Origin of the sequence: Halobacterium jilantaiense, assembly GCF_900110535.1 — an archaeon.
GTDB classification, from domain to species: domain Archaea; phylum Halobacteriota; class Halobacteria; order Halobacteriales; family Halobacteriaceae; genus Halobacterium; species Halobacterium jilantaiense.
Genome location: NZ_FOJA01000001.1, coordinates 2,607,738 through 2,627,624 on the forward strand (window position 1 = coordinate 2,607,738; position 19,887 = coordinate 2,627,624).

Annotated in this window: 20 protein-coding genes; 15 read left to right on the top strand and 5 right to left on the bottom strand. The window is 68.6% G+C overall.

All coding sequences use genetic code 11. The annotated features are described in order from the left end of the window. Positions 1-20: 20 nt before the first annotated feature. Positions 21-1,037: an amidohydrolase family protein gene (locus BMW35_RS13595; RefSeq protein WP_089670080.1), complete on the bottom strand. Its 1,017-nt coding sequence runs from the start codon at positions 1,035-1,037 to the stop codon at positions 21-23. Between the two features lie 50 nt (positions 1,038-1,087). Next, a complete protein-coding gene (locus BMW35_RS13600) occupies positions 1,088-2,314 on the bottom strand; it encodes an HD domain-containing protein (RefSeq protein ID WP_089670081.1) in 1,227 nt (408 codons plus the stop codon). 82 nt (positions 2,315-2,396) lie between these two features. Here BMW35_RS13600 and BMW35_RS13605 point away from each other — a divergent pair, with 82 nt between their 5' ends. From BMW35_RS13605 to BMW35_RS13660, 12 genes are all read left to right on the top strand, one after another. Then, a complete protein-coding gene (locus BMW35_RS13605) occupies positions 2,397-3,182 on the top strand; it encodes a DUF7537 family lipoprotein (protein ID WP_143052206.1) in 786 nt (261 codons plus the stop codon). 52 nt (positions 3,183-3,234) lie between these two features. Then, positions 3,235-3,999, top strand: a complete 765-nt coding sequence (locus tag BMW35_RS13610; RefSeq protein ID WP_089670083.1) for a DUF7537 family lipoprotein — start codon at positions 3,235-3,237, stop codon at positions 3,997-3,999. 68 nt (positions 4,000-4,067) lie between these two features. Further along, positions 4,068-5,084 carry a 2-phospho-L-lactate transferase gene (cofD, locus tag BMW35_RS13615; RefSeq protein ID WP_089670084.1) on the top strand — a complete coding sequence of 339 codons (1,017 nt, stop codon included), beginning with the start codon at positions 4,068-4,070 and terminating at the stop codon, positions 5,082-5,084. Then, positions 5,084-5,815, top strand: coding sequence for a tRNA-dihydrouridine synthase (locus BMW35_RS13620; RefSeq protein ID WP_089670085.1), 732 nt, complete (start codon positions 5,084-5,086; stop codon positions 5,813-5,815). The genes cofD and BMW35_RS13620 overlap by 1 nt, the downstream gene beginning before the upstream one ends. Then, positions 5,812-6,702: a triphosphoribosyl-dephospho-CoA synthase gene (locus BMW35_RS13625; protein ID WP_089670086.1), complete on the top strand. Its 891-nt coding sequence runs from the start codon at positions 5,812-5,814 to the stop codon at positions 6,700-6,702. Before BMW35_RS13620 ends, BMW35_RS13625 begins: the two co-directional genes overlap by 4 nt. Further along, on the top strand, positions 6,699-7,280 hold the full coding sequence (locus tag BMW35_RS13630) for a DUF447 domain-containing protein (protein ID WP_089670087.1): 582 nt from the start codon (positions 6,699-6,701) through the stop codon (positions 7,278-7,280). The genes BMW35_RS13625 and BMW35_RS13630 overlap by 4 nt, the downstream gene beginning before the upstream one ends. A 211-nt stretch (positions 7,281-7,491) precedes the next feature. Beyond that, a complete protein-coding gene (locus tag BMW35_RS13635) occupies positions 7,492-10,401 on the top strand; it encodes a UvrD-helicase domain-containing protein (protein ID WP_177170849.1) in 2,910 nt (969 codons plus the stop codon). A gap of 62 nt (positions 10,402-10,463) precedes the next feature. After that, a complete protein-coding gene (locus BMW35_RS13640; RefSeq protein WP_089670089.1) occupies positions 10,464-11,321 on the top strand; it encodes a hypothetical protein in 858 nt (285 codons plus the stop codon). A 52-nt stretch (positions 11,322-11,373) separates the two neighbouring features. Next, positions 11,374-12,366 carry a deoxyhypusine synthase gene (locus BMW35_RS13645; protein ID WP_089670090.1) on the top strand — a complete coding sequence of 331 codons (993 nt, stop codon included), beginning with the start codon at positions 11,374-11,376 and terminating at the stop codon, positions 12,364-12,366. Positions 12,367-12,498: 132 nt separating this feature from the next. Next, positions 12,499-12,678, top strand: coding sequence for a 30S ribosomal protein S17e (locus BMW35_RS13650; protein ID WP_089670091.1), 180 nt, complete (start codon positions 12,499-12,501; stop codon positions 12,676-12,678). Positions 12,679-12,724: 46 nt separating this feature from the next. Beyond that, positions 12,725-13,756 carry an aspartate-semialdehyde dehydrogenase gene (asd, locus tag BMW35_RS13655; protein WP_089670092.1) on the top strand — a complete coding sequence of 344 codons (1,032 nt, stop codon included), beginning with the start codon at positions 12,725-12,727 and terminating at the stop codon, positions 13,754-13,756. Positions 13,757-13,799: 43 nt separating this feature from the next. Further along, positions 13,800-14,636: a hypothetical protein gene (locus tag BMW35_RS13660; RefSeq protein ID WP_089670093.1), complete on the top strand. Its 837-nt coding sequence runs from the start codon at positions 13,800-13,802 to the stop codon at positions 14,634-14,636. Here BMW35_RS13660 and BMW35_RS13665 read toward each other — a convergent pair. Further along, positions 14,633-15,580, bottom strand: coding sequence for a D-2-hydroxyacid dehydrogenase (locus BMW35_RS13665; protein ID WP_089670094.1), 948 nt, complete (start codon positions 15,578-15,580; stop codon positions 14,633-14,635). The genes BMW35_RS13660 and BMW35_RS13665 overlap by 4 nt on opposite strands. A gap of 101 nt (positions 15,581-15,681) precedes the next feature. Here BMW35_RS13665 and BMW35_RS13670 point away from each other — a divergent pair, with 101 nt between their 5' ends. Continuing rightward, positions 15,682-15,915, top strand: a complete 234-nt coding sequence (locus BMW35_RS13670; protein ID WP_089670095.1) for a helix-turn-helix domain-containing protein — start codon at positions 15,682-15,684, stop codon at positions 15,913-15,915. Between the two features lie 761 nt (positions 15,916-16,676). Here BMW35_RS13670 and BMW35_RS13675 read toward each other — a convergent pair. Further along, positions 16,677-17,300: a hypothetical protein gene (locus BMW35_RS13675; RefSeq protein WP_089670096.1), complete on the bottom strand. Its 624-nt coding sequence runs from the start codon at positions 17,298-17,300 to the stop codon at positions 16,677-16,679. Between the two features lie 331 nt (positions 17,301-17,631). On the opposite strand from BMW35_RS13675, the gene BMW35_RS13680 reads away from it, so the two are divergent. Both BMW35_RS13680 and BMW35_RS13685 read left to right on the top strand, forming a co-directional pair. Beyond that, entirely contained in the window at positions 17,632-18,336 is a 705-nt protein-coding gene (locus BMW35_RS13680; RefSeq protein WP_143052207.1) for a DUF5518 domain-containing protein, read from the top strand. Between the two features lie 176 nt (positions 18,337-18,512). Next, positions 18,513-18,860, top strand: a complete 348-nt coding sequence (locus BMW35_RS13685) for a hypothetical protein (protein ID WP_089670098.1) — start codon at positions 18,513-18,515, stop codon at positions 18,858-18,860. Between the two features lie 422 nt (positions 18,861-19,282). On the opposite strand, the gene BMW35_RS15925 is transcribed toward BMW35_RS13685, so the two are convergent. After that, positions 19,283-19,837, bottom strand: coding sequence for a hypothetical protein (locus tag BMW35_RS15925; protein WP_245708178.1), 555 nt, complete (start codon positions 19,835-19,837; stop codon positions 19,283-19,285). Positions 19,838-19,887: the final 50 nt, after the last annotated feature.

Here is a 19,887-nt window from a genome sequence, read left to right on the forward strand (position 1 = left end):
CGCGGTGGTGTGTTAAGTCTTCAGGGGGAGACGACCCGCTTCACGTCGGCGGCACCCGCCCGCCGGACGGCCGCGCGAACGGCGTCCCGGTAGCCCGCGAGGTTGTGCGAGTCGCCGTCCAGCACCACGAGCCGCGCCTCGCGGCCGGCCTCGATGGTGCCGTAGTTCGCGTCCAGCAGTTCAGCGCCCGCCCGCGTCGCCATCCGCAGCACGTCGACGGCGTCGACGTCGAAGCGTTTGGCCGCGAACGCCATCTCGCGGAACATCGACGGCGAGTTCAGGAAGACGTTGTCGGTGCCCAGCGCCACCGTCGTGCGCTCCAGCAGCTCCTCGACCGGCGGGAGCCCGACGTCCGTGACGAGGTTCGAGCGCGGGCAGACGGCGACCGGAATCCCGCTGTCCTCCACGCGGTCGAGGTGGAGCGGTTCGGCGTGGACCATGTGGACGAGGATGTCGGGGTCGAGGTCCAGCGCGGGGTTGATGTCGCTCTCGTCGACCTCGCCGGCGTGGATGGCGAACGGCTTGCCGGCCTCCCGGGCCGCCGTGCGCTCCCGCCCGAACTCGCCGTCGCCCGCGCCGCTCGCACCGTAGCCGTCAGCGACGTCGAGGACTTCGGGGTCGCCGCGGCCGAAGACCACGGAGTCGACGTCGACGCCCTCGCCGGCCTCCCGGATGGCGCGCACGCCGTCGCTGCCGCCCTCCCGGAACTCCAGGTGGCTAGTCGTGCCGGTGTCGGCCATGAACGCCAGCGACCGCCGCATCGCCGCGACGAGGTCGTCGCGGTCGGCCTCCCGGAGCAGCCGGTGTTTCAGACCGTCCGGCGGCGCGACGAGCTCTTCCAGCGAGAGCCCGCGGCCGGCCTCCTTCGCAATCGAATCGCCGGTGTGGGTGTGGGCGTTGACGAACGCCGGCAGCACGATGTCGTCGCTGTCGACGCGCTCCTCGTCCAGCCGCACGACCTCGCCGTCCTCGACGACGAGTGTCCCCTGCACGGGCTCGAAGTCGTCGCCCCAGAGAACCGTTCCGGAGAGTTCCATGTCCGCTCGTCTCGCTGCGAGCCCGTAAGCTTACTCGAAGCGGCTCCGCCTCACTCGAAGTCCTGGAGGCTCGCGTACCGCCCGGGCGTACTGACCTCGCTGACGAGCGCGCCCTCCGTCTCCAGGCCGAGGACGCGTTCGGCGGCCTGCCCGACGGCCTCGACGTGCTCGGCGGGCGCGTAGACGCCGAGCCGCCACTGCTCGCGCTGGGCGAGCCGGAGCGCGTTCACGAGCGTGGACTGCTCGTGGAGCCGCCGCACCTCGCCGTTCACGAGGACGCCCGTGGAGGACTCCCGCATCGAGGGCTCGCCCTGCACGTCGACGACGACGCTGGACTCGGGGACGCTCGCGTCCGCGGCGATGTCCCGCTCGAAGTCCCGGACTGTCTCGTGGTCCGCGCCGACGACGGCCTCGTCGACGTCGCCGAGCTCCGCCCAGACGGCGCGCTTGTAGAGGTCGCGCTCGGAGAGCCGGCGCGCGATGTCCCCGGCACCGTCGTGGCTGCGGAGCGCGACGACGAGGTCGTGGTCGTCCATCCGGCGGAGTCCGCTGGCGGTCGCGTCGGTCTCGGCCAGGAAGTCCTCGGTCGCCCGCCGCAGCATCGACTTCGAGATGCGGGCGACGTGGTGGCTGTAGACGGTGGGGTTCATCAGGGCGCGCGCCAGCAGCAGGCTCTCCGCGGTCTGGACGTTCCCCTCGCCGAGCACGAGGTCGCCGTCGATGAACGTGAGTTCTCGGACGAGCCGGCCGGTGTCGATGGTGCCGTAGGGGACGCCGGTGTGGTGGGCGTCCCGCACGAGGTAGTCCATCCGGTCGACGTCCAGCTCTCCCGCGACGAGCTGCGCGAGTTCGCCCTCGCCGGCGACCAAGTCGGCGATGGTCTCGGGGTCGATGTCGTGGGCCGCGAGCACGTCGGCGACCCGCCCCGAGGCGAGCAGGTCGTCGACGTCGTCGTGGCGTTTCCCGGTGTGGCGTTCGACGACGCCCTCGACGTTGTGGCTGAACGGACAGTGGCCGATGTCGTGGAGGATGGCGGCGGCGCGCACGCGCTCCGCGCGCTTGCCGGCGATGCCGAGGTGGCCGAGCGCGCGGTCGGCGAGGTGGTAGACGCCCAGCGAGTGCTCGAAGCGCGTGTGGTTCGCCGACGGGTAGACGAGGTGGACTGTCCCGAGTTGCTTGACGTTCCGCAGCCGCTGGACGGGCGGCGTGTCGAGGAGCGCGGCCGCGACGCCCTCGACCTCGATGTGGTCGTGGACGCTGTCCTTGATGGTCGTCATTGGCTGGGCGTTGGTCGCTCTCCGGTATAAACTCGTGTCACCGGCCTCGGGAACTATGACGGCGGCGACACCAACAGCCGACGTGTCCCGCACGGCCCCTGTCCTCCTAGCAGTCGCGGCTCTGGTCGCCCTCGCGGGCTGTGGCGGCGTCCTCCCGGGGGGCGACGCCACGCCGAGCCGCGACGCCGACCTCGAACCGGCGGAGTCACCGTACGACACGCCGCTCGAAGACAGCGACCTGCTCGCCGACCACGAGGCCGCGCTCCGCGACGCCGAGACCGTCACCGTCGTCCGGAACACGACCATCACGGGGACCGGACCCGGTGCGGGCTTCGAGTCGCTGGCCACCGCTCGCGTGAGTCTCGCGGACGGCCGCGTCTACCTCGTCGAGCGCCCGGCACCAGTCACGCAGACGTACCGGTACGCGAACGACACCGTCTTCAGCCGGTCTGCCGGCGGAACTTCGTACTCGCGCGCCGAGAACGACACAGCGGGCAGGACCGCCGTCGAGTGGACGCGAGCCCCGCTCGAACGGTTGCTCCCGCTGGCGTCGTTCACCCACCGTGGCGTGACCGAACGCGACGGTGAACGCGTCCACGTCTACCGCGCGACCGACCCGGCGGCCGTGAACACGTCCACGGTCACGCCGGGAGATTTGACGGGCGTCGAACTGACAGACGTGAACGTAACGCTGCGCGTTCGCGAGTCGGGCGCTGTCGGCCGCCTGCGGTTCGCGTACACGGTCGAAGAGGGCGACCAACGCCGCGAAGTAGCAACTTCAGTGACGTTCTCGGACCTCGGCGAGACGGACGCCTCGCCGCCCGCCTGGGTCGCGGACCTCCGCGACCGCTTCGCCGACGACGAGTGAGACCGAACGGCGACTCCGCAGGACTCTTCCACGCGCTGCCCGAATTTCGCGTATGCGACGCAAACTCGCCGCCCTGCTCGTCGTGGGGCTGGTCGCTGTCGCCGGCTGTGCCGGCGGGAGCGGCCCGGCCGCGGACGGGAACACGACGACCGGAGACCCGATTTACGAGACATCGCTGGACGCCGACACGGTCACCGAGGCCCACATCGACGCGCTCGGCGACGCGGGCTCGTACACCATCGAGTCCGAGGGCACCCAGACGATGGCCGGACAGAACCAGACCGTCGAGACGAGCGGCGAAATCAACGGCGACATGGCTTCCGACGCGGTGTTCTCGCGGACGGAAGGCGTCCAGCAGACGGTCGAGCTGTACGCTGCCGGCGACGGCACCGCGTTCCGGACGTTCATCGCCGGCGACCGGACCCGGTACCAGAACGTCTCCGGGCAGGCCGGCAACGCGACGCAGTACGCTCGCACGACCGTGCAGTCGTTCGTCGGGCTGTTCGACTTCTCCTACGAGGGCACCGAGGACGTTGACGGCGAGACGGTCCACGTCTACGGAGCCGAGGGCGGAGCCGCGGTGAACACGTCCTCGCGGGCGTTCGGGCAGCTGAACGAGTCGAACATCGACGCGGCGACGGCGACCCTCCGCGTCCGCGACGACGGCGTGGTGACGACGGCGGGCTACAACCTCACCGTCAGTTTCCAGGGCCAGACGCAGTCCGTGAACACCACCCAGCGGTTCACTGCAATCGGCGACACGGACGTGGCCGAGCCGGACTGGCTGAGCGACGCGCAGTCGAACACCTCCGCGTAGACCGCAGCAGCGCTTTCTCGCCGCCCGGGGTCGGAAGCGTTTACCGGACGGCACTCGCATCGTCGGGTATGACGACGTTCCTCGCCGGGGGGACGGGCACGCCGAAGCTGCTCGCGGGCGCTCGCGAGGTCTTCGACCCGGCCGAGACGACAGTCGTCGGGAACACCGGCGACGACGTCGAACTCGGCGGCCTGCTCGTCTGTCCCGACGTCGACACGGTGCTGTTCGCGGGCGGCGGCGTGCTCGACCGCGAGACGTGGTGGGGCATCGAGGGCGACGAGTCGACGACACACGACTACCTCGGCGACCTCGCCGAGCGCGCCGGCGTCGACTCCGAGCCGCGCTACCTCCCGGACGACCGCCAGACGGCTGGCCGGGACATCGCGGACTGGCGGCGGTTCTCGGGTGCCAGCGAGTTCATGTTCATCGGGGACCGCGACCGCGCCGTCCACACGCTCCGCAGCAGCCTGCTCGACGAGGGGCACACGCTCACCGAGGTCACGCGCCGGCTCGCCGACGCCTACGACCTCGACGTCGACCTCGTACCGATGAGCGACGACCCGGTGGCGAGCATCATCCACACGCCCGACCGCGAGCTGCACTTCCAGGAGTTCTGGGTGGCCGAAGCGGGCGAGCCCGCCGTCGAGGACGTGGAGTTCCGGGGCGCTGACAGCGCGACCGCTGCCGAGCCCGCAGTCGACGCACTCCGGGAGGGGCCCGTGGTCGTCGGCCCCTCGAACCCCGTGACGAGCATCGGCCCGATGCTGGCCCTCGACGGCATCCGAGACGCGCTCCGCGAGACGCCGGTCGTGGCCGTCTCGCCGTTCGTCGAGGACGAGGTGTTCTCCGGCCCCGCCGCGAAGCTCATGGACGCAGTCGGGCACGACCCCTCGACGGCGGGCGTGGCCGAGGTCTACGACTTCGCTGACGCGTTCGTCCTCGACGCCGAGGACGACACCAGCCTCGACCGGCCCGTCGTGCGGACAGACACGAGTCTCGACTCCGCGGCCGACGCCGAGCGCGTCGCCGAGGCGTGCCGGGACGCCCTCGCCCGCGTGGACGAGGCGGCCGAGGGGGTGGCGTAGTGTTCGCGCCCCGACTCGCCCTCGCGAGCCTCAGCGGCGAGTCCGACGCCGAGTGGGCGAACGCGTCGGTCCAGCACGCCGGTGGCGCGTTCCTCGGCGGCATCGCCATCGACGGCCCCACGCGGGAGGCGGCCCGCGAGATGGTCGACCGCGACCGCGTGGAGTTCCTGCCCGAGGACCCCGTGGCGTGGGTCGACGACCAGCTCGCCGACCTCGACGAGGCGTTCCTGCGACCGGGTGTGAACGTCCGCACGACGACTCTCGACCCCCTTCGCGAAGTCGCCGGCGTCTGCGCCGACCACGACGCACTCGTCGAACTCAACGCCCACTGCCGGCAGGACGAGATGTGCGCGACCGGTGCCGGCGAAGCGCTCCTGCGGGACACCGACCGGCTCTGCGAGCAGGTCCGGACCGCCAGCGAGCGGGGAGCCCCGGTCTCGGTGAAAGTCCGAGCGGAGGTCGACGGCGTCCACCTCCAGGTGCTCGCGCAAGCCCTCGAACGCGCCGGAGCGGACGCGATTCACGTCGACGCGATGGACTCCCGGCGCGTCGTCCGGGACGTCGCCGACGCCACCGACTGCTTCGTCGTCGCGAACAACGGCATCCGTACCCGCGAGGACGTCTTCGAGTACTTCTCGTACGGCGCAGACGCAGTGAGCGTCGGCCGGCCGAGCCGCGACCCCGAGCGCGTCCGGGCAGTCTACGCGGCCGTGAAAGAGTGGTTCCTGTGACGCCCAGCGAGCACGCCGAACTCGCGTTGCTGCTCGAAGTCGCTGGCGCGCCGAAGCCGGGCAACGTCGACCGGGAGCGCGACCTCGCAGACCTCCGCTTCGAGCAGTTCCTCGCCGGTGCCGTCGGCGCACGAGAGGGGCTCGAACTGGCCGCGGAGCCCGACGAGCGACTCGGAGCCGCGTTCGAGACGGCCGTCGCCGGGATGGCGGCCGCCTCGGACACGAACACCCAGTTCGGCTGCCTGCTACTGGTGACGCCGCTCGTCCGCACGGCCGCGACGGGCGACCTCACTCGGGAGCGCGCGAGCGAGGTCACTGAGGCCACGACAGTCGCGGACGCGGCCGGATTCTACCGGGCGTTCGAGCACACCGACGTGGCCGTCGGGGACCCGCCAGAGGGCGCTGCCGACCTCGACGTGCGCCGCGGCGCGGCCGCCGTTCCGGCGCTCCGCGAGCGCGACCTCACACTTCACGACGTGATGGAGTTGAGCGCCGACGGCGACGCGAACGCCCGCGAGTGGACGACCGGCTTTTCGCGGGTGTTCGACGCCGCGGAGCGAATCGCGGCGGGCGACGGCCCGCTCACCGACCGCGCCGCCGACGCCTTCCTGCGGTTGCTCGCCGAGGAACCGGACACGCTGGTCGTCACCGAACACGGCGACGCGACGGCCGAGGCGGTCCGGTCGGAGGCCGAGCGTCTGATCGAAGCGCCGGACGCCGACATCCGCGAGTTCGCCGACGACCTCGTCGAGCGCGGCGTGAACCCGGGGACGACGGCGGACCTCACGGCGGCCGCGCTGTTCGTCGCGCTCGAATCCGGGGCGTCGGTCGCCGGCGTATCGACCGACGGCACGGCCAGCGGCGGCGACGGCGGTGGTGGCCAGTGACGGACTGGCCGGTCGACCTCGCCGGCGTGACGGAGACGGTCGTCGCGACGCTCGGGCCGAACGACCGCTGGAACCACGCCGCGCTCGGCCTGCACGCGCCCGACCAGCCGGGGGAGCCGGCGACGGCGACGACGTGGGGGAACACGCGGACGCGCCGGAACTTCCACCGGCAGGGCGGCGGCTACGTCCAGTTCGTCGACGACCCCGTGGCGTTCGCCGACGCCGCGCTCTCGATTCGCGAGACCGACGACCCGGTGCTGGACGCCGCGGCGGCGTGGGCGCGCGTCGACGCCGAGCAGACCGGCAGCGGCGACGACGAGGGCACGCGCGTCGAACACTGGGCGCTGTCGCCCGCGGAGACGGCGGTGGTCAGGGACGCGCCGTTCCGGGTGAACCGCGGCTTCTACGCCGTCGTCGAGGCGACGGTCGCGGTGTCGCGGCTGAACGTCGACGCCTACGACACCGAGACGCTCCGGGAGCGACTGCGGTACTTCGAGAGCGTCGTCGAGACGGCCGGCGGCCCCCGCGAGCGCACAGCGATGGCGCGCGTCCGCGAACACGCCGACGCCGACTGGTAGCGCCGCACCGCTCACGACTGTGTACGAGACACGGCGCTAGACTGCGCGCCGACACGGTATCGGCCGCTGTGACCGTCGAGCCCGCGGACTGGACACCACTGCTGGCGTTCGACCGTGGCGCTGTCGGGCACACGTTTCGAAATTCCGAACCGAAGTAGCGTCAAATGTAAGATGTGGGCACGGAATTGATGTACTCGTACTGATGGCCGGTATGTTCGATTTCGTGCGCGGGCTGTTCTCGTCGTCTGCTGGACGCGCCGAGTCCGACGAACCGCCGAGCGAGCGCCCCGAACCCGACCCGCCACGCGACCTCCCCGACACAGACGTGGTAATCAAGGGCGGGGACGGCGACGAGGGAGTCGCGGCGACCCGCGACGAACTGCGCGAGTGGCAGTCGGGGTACGCCGACGACTACCGGGACTACCTGACAGTCGAAGACGCTCTCGAAGCGTACCAGCGCGCCGAGACCGCGCTCGACCGACTCGCGCCGATTCGCGAGAACCCCGGCCAGTTCAGTTCGAACGCGGTCGAGGCGGCGGAGACGCTCCACGAGGACATCCAGCGGGTGCGGGAGTTCGTCGAACACCGAGACAGCTACAACGAGGCGTGGCTCGACGCGATGAAAGCGAAACACGGCGACGAACTGAACAGCTATTTCGGGGACGGCCTCACGCACACCGACCAGCAGTTCCGGGCGATTTTCTCGAACGACAACTTCAATCGGGTGAACGCAGCCGCCGGCACCGGGAAGACGACAACGTTCGGTCGGCGCGTGAACTTCGTCCTCTCGGAGTACGACGACGTGTCGGCCAGCGACCTGCTCGCGATTACGTTCACGCGCAACGGCGTCTCGGAGATGGAGTCGGAGCTGGCGGAGACGTTCGACATCACCGGCGTCGAGGTGTCGACTATCAACGCCTACTGCAAGTCCGTCGCCGAAGCCCAGTATCCGGACATCGAACTCGTCGTCGGGGAGGCGAAGACGACCGAAATCGCCGCCATCTGGCGGGCAATCTGTACCTCCGAGCAGTACTCGGACGCGCACGACGCGTTTCTCTCGGCCTGGAAGGACGCCCAGTACGACCCGAACGACTACGACGTGGTCCGGGGCGTCTACGAGGAGCTCACCGAGAAGTCGGGCGTGACCGTCGGCGACGAGTCCGTTCCCATGGACTCGATTCCCGAGGAAGGGCTGGCTCACGAGGCGATTGCGCGGTTCCTCGTGGAGCACGACCTCGACTACGACTACCAGGTCCACTTGGACTGGGCGCACTCCGCGTCCGGCGGCTTCGTGATGGACTTCCGACTGGTCGACGCCGGGACCGACGAGACGGTCTACATCGAGTACTGTGCGTCCGAAGCCACGCGAGCAGACCGTCCTGCCTACCGGAACAGTAACAGCGAGCGCCCCGAGACCGTCGAGCGGCTCTTCGAGCCGAACGAACACCTCGACACCGATACCAGCGACAGGACGGGAATCGTCCTCGACGGCGACGCAATCCTCGGGACGCCCAGCGACGAGCTCGACTGGGACGACCAGCGGACCCGCGAGCGGTTCAGGGGGGCCGTCAGGGAGCGGCTCGCGGCCGCCATCGAGGGAACGACGGTCACACCGGGAACGCGACTCCGGGGCGACGACCTCGCGGACCGCGTGTACGACCACAAGGTGCTGTTCCGCGATGTCGTCGAGACAGTCGAGACGTTCATCACGCAGGCACGGGTCCGGGAGTGGGACCCCGAGCGTGCCGCCAGCGAAGTCCGCGAATACCTCGACCAGGCCGAGGACGTCGACGACGGCGTGCCGGCGTTCTGTCGCCTCGCTCTGGCGGCCTACAAGCGGTTCGACGCCGTCTTCGACAACCGGACGAAGACCGACTTCCACGGGTCCGTCGTGCTGACACGGGACCTCCTGGACGCCGGCGAGGTCGACGACGAGTTCCTGTACCCGTACGTCTTCGTGGACGAGATGCAGGACCTGAACCAGGTCCAGTTCGGCGTGGTTCGCGCGCTCGCGGACCAAATCGACGACGTGCGGGTGTTCGGCGTCGGCGACGACTGGCAGTCCATCTTCGGGTTTCAGGGTGCGCGACCCGACCTGTTCATCGACTACGGGGACGTACTCGGCGCTGGCGACTACGAGGGGCTCCCCGACCCGGTGTCCGTGTTCACCGACGACAACCCGATGCTGTCGTCCTACGACGCGTTCGCCGACACGCGCCTGGAGGACAACTTCCGGTGTCCGAACACGGTCGTCGACGCGAGCAACTGCGTCATCCGAAACAACGAGATTCGGACCGAGAAAGACCCGGACGGGAGTCCCGAGGGCACACCCATCGACGTCCATCACCTCGGCTGTGACACGTACGAGTACAAGCGGAACGTCTCGATGCGGCGGAAGATCGAATCCCTCGTCAGCGAGTCGCCACACCCGCCGCGGGACGTGCAGGTGTTGTTGCGCCAGCAGGACGGCGACCCGGAGTTCTACTACAGTCTCGTCGACGCGCTCCCGGACGCGGTCGACATCCGGACGGCACACGACGCGAAGGGGTCCGAGGCGAAACACGTCATCGTCCCGAAGGTGTCGGAGGTCGGCGGGTATCCGAGCACGAAAGCCGACCGGTGGGTGGAGCCGGTGAAACAGCCGCCGGACGTGTACGAGGCGGAAGCGGCGTCCTACAAGCTCGAAGAGGAACGCCGCCTCTTCTACGTCGCCGTGACGCGGGCGGTCGACCGGCTCGACGTGTTGACCGTGCAGGGTGCGGAGTCGGTGTTCGTCGAGGAGCTCCCGGACCACCGCTGCGAACACCATCGCCCGCTTTCCGACGCCGAACTCGACGAGATCGAGACCGACTACGAGTGTCGCAGGCCGGTCAGTGGGTCCGTGGACGCGAAGTTCAACGACAACTTCGCGACGCTCGACTGGGACGGCCGTGGCCTGATCGACCTGAACCTCTACGACGCGACGGCCGAGCAGACGCGGCGTCTCGACGAGCTAGCGGCCTCCGGCGGCCGCGTGACGCTCGCGAACTGCGGTATCCAGTACCGGGACCCGCAGGACGACGACGCCGACTACCAGCGGCTGCAACTCCAGGTCGACGAAGACGTGACAATCGAGTCCTGACCGCTGCCGCTGTGGGTCAACGCCGAGACAAGGCATATACGCCGACCGCGGGTACTCCGGGTATGCGACGACGCGCCCTCCTCTCCACCGGTGCTGCCGCCGTGGGTGCCGCACTCGCGGGCTGCCTCGACTCCGGCCCGGCGACCTCGAACGACAGCGCGACGACCACGCATGCCAGGACGGACGACGACATCGTCCGGACAACCGACGCCTCCGGGAATGTGTCGCTGTCCGTCGAGTACGAGCGCGTCCAGCCCGGCGTCCTCGTGACGGGCGTCGACTCGGTGGGCGTGCGGTCGGACAGCGCCCAGTACCTGTTCTGCCGCGTCGACGTGACCGGCGGCGAGCCCCCGGCCCGCAGCGAGTTCGGGCTCCGGTACGGCGGCGACGTGTTCGCGCCGGTGCTGGACGTCGGGTCGGGCGCGTCGCTGTACCGCGAAACGGAGACCGACGACCCGCAGTACAGCAGCGCCCGCGGGTCGGGGTGGCTGCTGTTCGAACTCCCCGTGGCGCGGTCGGCTGCTCACGCCGCGTTCGTCTACGGGGGCCGCGAGTGGCCGGCCAGCGAGGCGATTCGTCAGCGGCTGTCGCAGCCGGAACCGGAACTGACAGTCGACTGGGGGTTGACGGATACACAGCCCGAGAACGCCGCCCGGCTGACGTTCACCGTGACGAACGAGGGCGACGACGACACTCGGTTCGTCGCTGCCCTGAACGGCGTCCTCGTCGTCGGCGCGCACAGCCCCGTCACCGCCTTCGACCGCGAAATTCCCGCCGGCGAGACGGTGTCGTGGACGTACACCCACGACGGCGGCGACCCGTACATCGCCACCACCGAGGAGGAGTCGGACAGCTACTACCGCCTGACGTGGCCGGGCGGCGAGGAGGAGGTGTACGTGGCGCACGCGAGCGGCGAGTAGGCCGCGGCCCGATGTCGGGACGTTCAAATCGCCGCGGCCAGTATCCGTGGCCATGACCGACGAGGACACGCGCGAGAACGTCCTGCCGGGGTCCGACGAGGAGCTGGACACCGAGGACGTGCGCGGCTACGACTTCCGCGGGGAGTTCGATTTCTTCGAGATGCTGGACTCGTATGCGACCACTGGCTTCCAGGCGACCCACCTCGCCGAGGCCGTCGACATCACGAAAGAGATGCGCGACGAGGACGCCACCGTCTACCTGACGCTCACCTCGAACATCGTCTCCTCCGGGCTGCGCGAGGTCGTCGCGCACATGGTCCGGGAGGGGTACGTCGACGTCATCATCACCACGTCGGGGTCGCTCACCGAGGACGTCATCAAGACCGCGAAGCCGTTCAAGATGGGCGAGTGGGACGTCGACGAGGCCGCGCTCCGCGAGGAGGGCATCAACCGCCTCGGCAACATCTTCGTGCCGTCGGACCGCTACGTCTGGCTGGAGGAGTACCTCTACGACTTCTTCGACGACTTCTTCGACGACGAACTGGTCCGCACGCCGACCGAGTTCGCGAAGGAGCTCGGCGAGACCCTCGACGACGAGGACTCCATCCTGAAGAACGCCGCCGACAACGACGTGCCGGTCTACTGTCCCGCGCTGACCGACGCCGAAATCGGGAACTTCCTCTACTACTACCGGCAGGGCAGCGGGCCCGACGTCGGCATCGAGATTCTCGACGACTACGACTCCCTCATCGAGGACGGGCTGCTGTCGGACACCACGGGCCTCATCTGCGTCGGCGCGGGCGTCCCGAAACACCACGCCATCATGACGAACCTCTTCCGGGGCGGTGCCGACTACGCCGTCTACATCTCCACGGGCATGGAGGGCGACGGCTCGCTCTCGGGCGCGCCGCCCGAGGAAGCGGTCTCCTGGGGGAAAATCAAGGACGAGGACGCCGAACCGAACTACACCCAGATAGAGGCCGAGGCCACCCTCGTCCTCCCGCTGCTCGTCGCCGGCGCGTTCGAGGACCCGCGAACAGAGTAACCGAGCGACTCCCACACTGGTTTCGACGGCTCGAACGCGGCTATCGTCTGCTCGGTTCACGCTACGCCATCGAGAACGGGGGGCTGCTCGGGAAACGAATGCTTTTAACGCGCGGCGAGTGAAACGTCGTGCATGGCCATCAAGCCCGACTACGTCAAGAAGACGGGGAACATCCTCATGGAGCGATACGAGGACGCGTTCTCCCGGGAGGACTTCGAGCACAACAAGGAAGCCGTCACGGAGCTGACGAACATCGAGTCGAAGAACGTCCGTAACCGCATCGCGGGCTACATCACGCACAAGCGCAACTAATTCTGCGACCCGAAGTCGTATCACCGCCCGCCGCCGAGGGACGGGTATGACCACGGTTGGCGTACTCGGTGCGACCGGCGCAGTCGGCCAGCGATTCGTACAGCTCCTCGACGACCACGGCGAGTTCGACCTCTCCGTCGTGACGGCGAGCCCGTCGAGCGCGGGCGACTCGTACCGGGAGGCGGCGAACTGGGGGCTCGACACCCCGATTCCGGAGGAGACGGCCGACCTGACTGTGCGGGCGACCGACCCCGGAGCGATTCCCGACGACACCGACCTGCTGTTCTCGGCGCTGCCCTCGGACGTGGGCGCTGCGGTCGAACCCGAACTCTGCGAGGCCGGGTTCGTCGTGTCCTCGAACGCGAGCAACGAGCGCCGCGCCGACGACGTGCCGCTCGTGATTCCCGAAGTGAACGCCGACCACCTCGACCTCATCGACGTGCAGCGCGACCAGCGCGGCTGGGACGGGGCGCTCGTGAAGAACCCGAACTGCTCGACCATCACGATGGTGCCGACGCTCGCCGCACTCGACGAGTTCGGGCTGGAGCGCGTCCACGTCTCGACGCTGCAGGCGGTCTCCGGCGCGGGCTACTCCGGGGTCACCTCGATGGAGATTCTGGACAACGTCGTCCCCCACATCGGCGGCGAGGAGGAGAAGATGGAGACGGAGTCCCGGAAGCTCCTCGGCGAGTTCACGGGCACCGAAGTGGACGACCACGACGCCGTCGTGTCAGCGTCGTGCAACCGCGTGCCGACCCTGGACGGCCACCTCGAGAACGTCTTCGTGGAGACCCGGGACGACCCCGCGCCCGAGGACGTGGCGGCCGCCCTCGCAGACGCGCCGACGCTCGACCTCCCGAGCGCGCCCGACCCCCTAATCGAGGTGTTCGAGGACCCCGAGCGTCCGCAGCCACGGCTCGACCGGATGCGCGGCGACGGCATGGCCATCGCGGCCGGCGGCATCCAGACCACGGACACCGGCATCCAGTACAACTGCCTCGCGCACAACACCATCCGGGGCGCGGCCGGAGCCAGCATCCTGAACGGCGAACTGCTCGCCCGCGACGGCTGGCTCTGAGAACCGGCCAAGCACTTTAGCCCGCGCCCGAGAACGCTCGGGTGTGACCCGCATCGAGTGGACGTACACCGTCGAGACGAGTCGGCTCCTCCACGCCCTCGCGCTCGTCGGCACGGGCGCTATCGGCTCGCTGTTCGTCTTCTTCGGCGGCGCACTCGTCTTCGTCGTCGCGACCTCGCTGCTGTCCGGCGAGTCCGCGATTCTCGCCGCCCTGCTCGCGTTCGCGCTACTCGGCGCGCGCAGATTCGCGCCCGCCCTCGCGGCCTTCGACAGCGACATCTCCGGAACGCAGGGGTTTCTCCCGGCTCGCGAACTGCTCGCGGCGAGCGTCGCGTGGGCGGTCGTCCTCGCGGTGCTGCTGGCCGCCGGCGTGCGGTCCGCTGTGGTGTACGGCGTCGTCTTCGTCACTGCGTTCGTCTCCTTCCCGTTCGCGGCGCTCCTCCACACAGAGGGGTACGTCGACACCGACGAGGGCGTCGTCGTGGCCGACCGCGGCACCGGCAGCGGCAGCGAATCGACGCTCGCCGAAGTCGCCGCTGTTCGGCGGTACGACCTCGGCGGCGTCGCCGTGCTCCGCGTCGGCTACCACGACGGAACCGGGTCGTCAGCGCGGCGACTGCTGGCAGTGCCCGCGGCGCGGGCCGACGCCGTGGAGCGCGCGCTCGTCTCCAGCGACGCCGACCCGCCGGAGGGCGACCGGAACCCACTGATAGCGAAGACGCTGTACGCGTTCGCGCTCGGCTCGTTCGGGGTCGCAGCGGCGTTCGGCTACTTCGCGGCGACCGAGGGCGGGGACGCCGCCGGTATCGGCCTCTACGTCGCGCTCTTCGCGTCCCTCATCGGCTGCATGTTCGCGTGGCTCGGTGCGGTCGAGGGCTAGTCGACGCGGTTCCGGAGTTCCTCGCCGCTATCCAGTTTCGGGACGTTCGCCGCCAGAATGTCCGCCAGCCGCGGCCAGTGCTCGGGCGTGTGGCCGGCGTTGTGCGGGGTGAGGAGGACGTTCTCGAAGTTCCAGAGCGGGTGGTCCTCGGGCAGCGGCTCCGGGTCGGTGACGTCGAGTGCCGCGCCCCGAATCGACTGCTTGCGGACGGCGTGGACGAGCGCGTCCGTGTCCACTACGCCACCGCGAGCGACGTTCACGAGCACGCTCTCGGGTGGTAACGTCGCGAACGCCGCTTCGTCGACGAGGCCTCGTGTGGTGTCGGTCAGCGGCGTCGCGAGCACGAGGTAGTCGGTGCGAGCGAGCGCGTCGTGGACGGCCTCGGGGTCGAAGCCGACCACCTCGTCGGTCGGCCCGCCTTTCTCGGGCGTGTACCGCACGCCGATTGTCTCCACGTCGAACCCCTGAAGCCGGTCCACGACGGCGTGGCCGATAGCCCCAAGGCCGACGACAGTGACTGTCGACCCGCCGAGTTCGCGGGCCTGATAGTGTCGGTACTCGCGGTTCCGCTGTCGCCGCCACCCCTCGTGGAGGTCGCGAGCGAACGTCAACAGGTACCCGAGGACCTGCTCGGCGATGCTCGGCGCGTGGATGCCCGCGGCGTTCGTCACCGCCACCCCGTGCTCGCGCAGCGCGTCCATCGGCAGGTGGCCGTAGCCGGCGTACGCGCAGGCGAACAGCTCCAGCGATTCTGCTGCGTCGAGGAGTTCTTCGTCGATGCCGACGCCCGTCACGACCGGCGCGTCCGCCACCAGTTCGCGCTCCTCCGCCGGCGTCCGTGCGAGCGCTATCTCGCGGTCCGGCAGGCGTTCGCGGAGTTCCGCGGCGTACTCGTCCATCGGCAGTCCGTGCGTTCCCCGACGAAGGACGACGATGTCGGCCATCGTCTCCGACTCGGCGCGGCGAGCCGTAAGCGTTCCGCGACGCCGGCCCCTACTCGCCGCTTTACGAAGGGTTTTTGACGCGTGTAGAGTACCCTCGGACGATGAGTGAGTCCGGGTCGCTGTCGTGCGCGGCGAAGCTCGCGCGCGTCGTCCTCGACAACTGTGGGCCGCTCTCCCCCGCGGAGATCGCCGACGAGGCACGCCTCTCCGAGGACCAGGCCAGCGAAGCACTCGCCGAACTCGAAGCCGCGGGCTTCGTGGACTGCGTCTGCGGGCTCTGCGAGAGCAAACAGCAGGTGTACGAGCTCGCCGACGCCGCCGAGGACACGGCGTAACCCTCTTTCTACGCCGCCGCGTACGTCGACGTGCGCGCCGTTTGTCCCCGACCGAGTACGTCCACTCGGACGCGATGACGCTCGGAGAACCCCGGCGTGCGACACCGGAACTCCGGTTCCCGGCTGGCGTCCGTACCACGCCCGACTGGCACCCACACCGTGCCCGGCTGGTGGCCGTACCCGCCCGCGTGATTCACGTCACGAATCGCCCGCCGCGGCGGCTGACGCCGTCTCGGCAACTGGTGGCGCGTAGCGCCACCCGACTCGCCGGCTTTCGCCGGCTCGTCACCCGTCGGCCTCGCAGAGGCCGACCGCTTCGCCGGTGTTCGCCGGCTCAGCAACTGGAGGGGTCCACGACCCCTCTCGCCCGCCACGAGGGTTTCCCGGCCGACAGGGCACGCCGCCCACGGATGAGGCCGGTCGTTAGTGTCGCGGGCGACACCTCGAATGTACCACCAGAACAATCTATAAACGAGGTCTATCGCTTCGGCTACGGTCTACAGTTGCGGTTGGTGCTGGCGTGGTAGTCGCCCGACACGTCGAATTATCGGACGCAGTCGATGCAGGGGAGCCGGGGAACGAAATCTTCCGGAAGTATCAATTTCGTCGTCGGCCGAATCGGGCGGTAGCTGGCGCAACTCCAGCGATCGGCAGTGCTGAACTAGACGATGCCACGCGAGAGACCGGGTCGAACATCGGGGCTGCCGACTCGCCAGTCGACTCGTCGTCCACGTGGTACAGCCTCGGCGGACGGGTTCGATTCAGTCGCTGTCGAGTGCCGCGTCTAGCTCCGCCGCGCCGCCCTCGTAGATGCTCTCGCCGTGGCCGACGAGGATGCGCTCCGGCTGGTAGTCGGCGAGGCCGTCCGGCGTCTCGTCGAGGGTCGGGTGCAAGCCGATATCGTCGTCGCTCGCACAGAATCCCGGCAGCGTTCCGAGTGTCTCCACGACTACCAGAGTCTCGCCGGCTTCGTCGACGAGAATCGCTTCCTCCCACTCGTCGGTGTCGATGAGACGACGAATCTCGTAGGTCGTGCCGGGGAGTTCGTCGCCGAGGGGCTCGGGCTCGCTCTGGAGTTTCTCGCGCGTGAGGTCCATCCACTCCGGAACGTACACGGCGACGTCGTGGCGGTTCGCGATTGCTTCGGCGTCGCGCGTGTGCCGGTCGTGGACCACGGCCACGCCGGTGACCTCGCCGAGCTCGGACAGTCGGTCATCCAGTCCTTCCGCGTCGAGCGGGTCGATCACCCAGACGCCACTCTCGGTTGCGAGGGCGTGACTCCCGCGCATGGCGTCTTCGTCGGGCTGTGCGAACCAGCCGATACCCCTGTCCCATTCGGTGATCGCTTCGAGCGTGGGTCGTTCCGCTGACTCGTCTTCAGACACGCGTAACAATAACAGATCTCACACGTAAACGCCTGTGCATGGTGTCTGCTCTGGATTCGGCAGGGTGGTGCTGACAGAGTCTCGATAGAACGTCAGCCGACCGTCAGACCGCACCGAAACTCGGTCCAGTCACTAACACCGACTCCCGATATCGGGCTCAGACCGTTGTGGCGTGTTTTGTGCCCGCAACTGGTTCGAGGGCGGTAGTTGCTCTGTTGGCTGTGTCATCCCAGACACGGTCCGACAGAGTGGCCTAGCAGATGCGTGACGCAGTTGCTGTGAGTGAGAACCCGTGTCTGGGTTCATTACACTAACATCGATACGACAGTGTATGGCTGCAAGCACCGAGAAACCGCCCGACGATGAACCGGGTGATGGCGTGTCCAGATTGGCATTCAGTCGGACAATCGATTGGGGCATCGGGGCGGTTCTTTGGGTGTTTGGCACTCTGGTTGCACTCAGCGGAGGCGTGCTGTACGCCTCGTCGAGTTCCGCTGTCGTCACAGCGGTGATACGGAACGGGGAATTCGAATCGGAGGTCTTGACCGAGGCGGAAGCAATCGATATTCTGGTCGGCCTCGGCCAATGGGGCGGAATCGGCCTCCTCGTCACAGGAGTACTCCTCGTAGCCTTCGGAGTTACTGTCGTGGTCGTGCACGGGCGAGTGCGTGAGAGCGATGAGGCGACACCCGCCTGGGTTCTCGGTGTCGCCGGTGCGATGGTTAGCGGTCTCCTGAGCTTCATCCCGTTCTCTCCCGTGATCGGCGGTGGGGTAGCCGGCTATCTGGATTCGGACCAGTCGGCGAGCGGACTCGGACCGGGCATGCTCGCGGGCGTCATCGGGAGCCTCCCATTGCTCACCATCACGGTATTTGCCGGGTTCGGCCTTTTCGTGCGCATTCCGGCAGATCTGGCACCAGCCGCCGCTGCACTCCTCGCACTCACGGTGATTCCGGCATTCCTCTACTTTATCGTGTTGAGCGCAGTCGGTGGATATCTCGGCGCTCGGGCACAGAACTACTGGCGAGACGCGTAGGGAACGCAGCCGTCGCCCACTCCTACGTAGATGGACAGATTGAGCCCCCGACTGTTTCACGCCGCTGCTGCCGGGTGCTACGTCGGCTGAGTCTACGTTCAAGACGAGTGCGATACCACCACCAGCTCTGACCCTCTCGCCAGAAAACACTTAGCTGCGCCACAGGAATCACGGCCATGAAACGCCGCCGGGTCCTCGCCTCCGCCGTCGGTGCTGTTTCATTGACCGGGGGGTGTCTCTGGGACAGGACAAACGACGGAAGCATCACGATTGCTGCGTCAGAAATCCCGTGCAACGAGGCCACTATCGACGTGAATGTCGATACGCGAGATATCTCACGGGCGGTCGAGCAGATCGCCGACGAGTTAGTGACTGAGGGTGAGTACACAGCCACCCCTCCCTACGATTCCGCTACGATGACGTTCTACGATATGCTCTGGAACAGCTCCGGGGGGAACGATGCGACGGTGAAGCACGACGGCACGTGCTACGACGTTACTGTCCAGCGCATATTCGATGAGTGACGCTCCACACGTCTCACAATCACGCCGCTCATCGTCTCTTCGAGACGACCACTGCAACAGCTACTCGCAGAGTGGGCTGCCGGCGTCCTCCTGACGGTGGGGTTCCTCGGCGCTGCGTCCCGGCCGGCACAGCAACCCCGCTCGTCTTCGGGGCCATCGGCTTCCTCGCGCTACTCGGCGCACTCGCGCACCGATACCGGCAGGTTTGACCGCTGGAACTCTGTTTGTTCTCTCCGCCGTGTTTCGGACAGTGTCGTCAGCGACACGTCCCACCGCGGAGGCGCGACGCTGTTCTCGCCGTATTGGTCTCCGAGTCGCGGCCCTGTGCCAGCCGCGTGTAGGCGTCGGGTTCGGCGACGTACCCGTGTTAGTCGCCGCGCTCTCGCCGCGCTCGCGCTCCGGGACGCGGCTGCCGACTGGGACTACTCGGTCGTCGCCTCGTCGTCGAGCCGCTCGTCGACCCGTTCGGCGACCTCCTCGCTGACGGTGTCCTGTACTTCCTCGCGGACCTGCTCTTCGACCTCCTCGCTCACCGCGTCCTCGACGTGTTCGCCGACCTGCTCGGGCACTTGCTCGGCCACTTCGTCTGCGACCTCCTCGCTGACGGTGTCCTCGACCTCGGCGGTCACCTCGTCGGCGACGCGCTCGTCCACCTGCTCGGGCACCCGCTCGGCGACCTCGTCCGCAACCTCGTCGCCGACGGTGTCCTCGACCTCCGCCTGCACGCGCTCCTCGGCCTCGACCTGCACCTGCTGTTCAGCTTCCTCGGAGACCGCCTCCTGGATGACGCGCTCGTAGATGGACATCTTCTCCCAGACGCGCAGGATGTAGCCGACGACGAGCCCGCCCTCGAAGGCCGCCAGCCGCGGGTCGAAGCGGAAGACGAGCGCCGCGAACCCGCCGACGAACAGCACGCCGTACAGCAACTCGATGTGGAACATCGACTGCCAGCCCTGGAAGCGACTCGTCACGGACATGGTCGCCCGCTAGTACGTCCGTATCGACAAAAAGCCTACCACCAGACCCG

Coding starts and splice junctions, on each gene's coding strand:
- BMW35_RS13595 (WP_089670080.1), bottom strand. CDS start 1,037: ATGGAACTCTCCGGAACGGTTCTCTGGGGCGACGACTTCGAGCCCGTG.
- BMW35_RS13600 (WP_089670081.1), bottom strand. CDS start 2,314: ATGACGACCATCAAGGACAGCGTCCACGACCACATCGAGGTCGAGGGC.
- BMW35_RS13610 (WP_089670083.1), top strand. CDS start 3,235: ATGCGACGCAAACTCGCCGCCCTGCTCGTCGTGGGGCTGGTCGCTGTC.
- cofD (WP_089670084.1), top strand. CDS start 4,068: ATGACGACGTTCCTCGCCGGGGGGACGGGCACGCCGAAGCTGCTCGCG.
- BMW35_RS13635 (WP_177170849.1), top strand. CDS start 7,492: ATGTTCGATTTCGTGCGCGGGCTGTTCTCGTCGTCTGCTGGACGCGCC.
- BMW35_RS13640 (WP_089670089.1), top strand. CDS start 10,464: ATGCGACGACGCGCCCTCCTCTCCACCGGTGCTGCCGCCGTGGGTGCC.
- BMW35_RS13645 (WP_089670090.1), top strand. CDS start 11,374: ATGACCGACGAGGACACGCGCGAGAACGTCCTGCCGGGGTCCGACGAG.
- BMW35_RS13650 (WP_089670091.1), top strand. CDS start 12,499: ATGGCCATCAAGCCCGACTACGTCAAGAAGACGGGGAACATCCTCATG.
- asd (WP_089670092.1), top strand. CDS start 12,725: ATGACCACGGTTGGCGTACTCGGTGCGACCGGCGCAGTCGGCCAGCGA.
- BMW35_RS13665 (WP_089670094.1), bottom strand. CDS start 15,580: ATGGCCGACATCGTCGTCCTTCGTCGGGGAACGCACGGACTGCCGATG.
- BMW35_RS13670 (WP_089670095.1), top strand. CDS start 15,682: ATGAGTGAGTCCGGGTCGCTGTCGTGCGCGGCGAAGCTCGCGCGCGTC.
- BMW35_RS13680 (WP_143052207.1), top strand. CDS start 17,632: ATGGCTGCAAGCACCGAGAAACCGCCCGACGATGAACCGGGTGATGGC.
- BMW35_RS13685 (WP_089670098.1), top strand. CDS start 18,513: ATGAAACGCCGCCGGGTCCTCGCCTCCGCCGTCGGTGCTGTTTCATTG.
- BMW35_RS15925 (WP_245708178.1), bottom strand. CDS start 19,837: ATGTCCGTGACGAGTCGCTTCCAGGGCTGGCAGTCGATGTTCCACATC.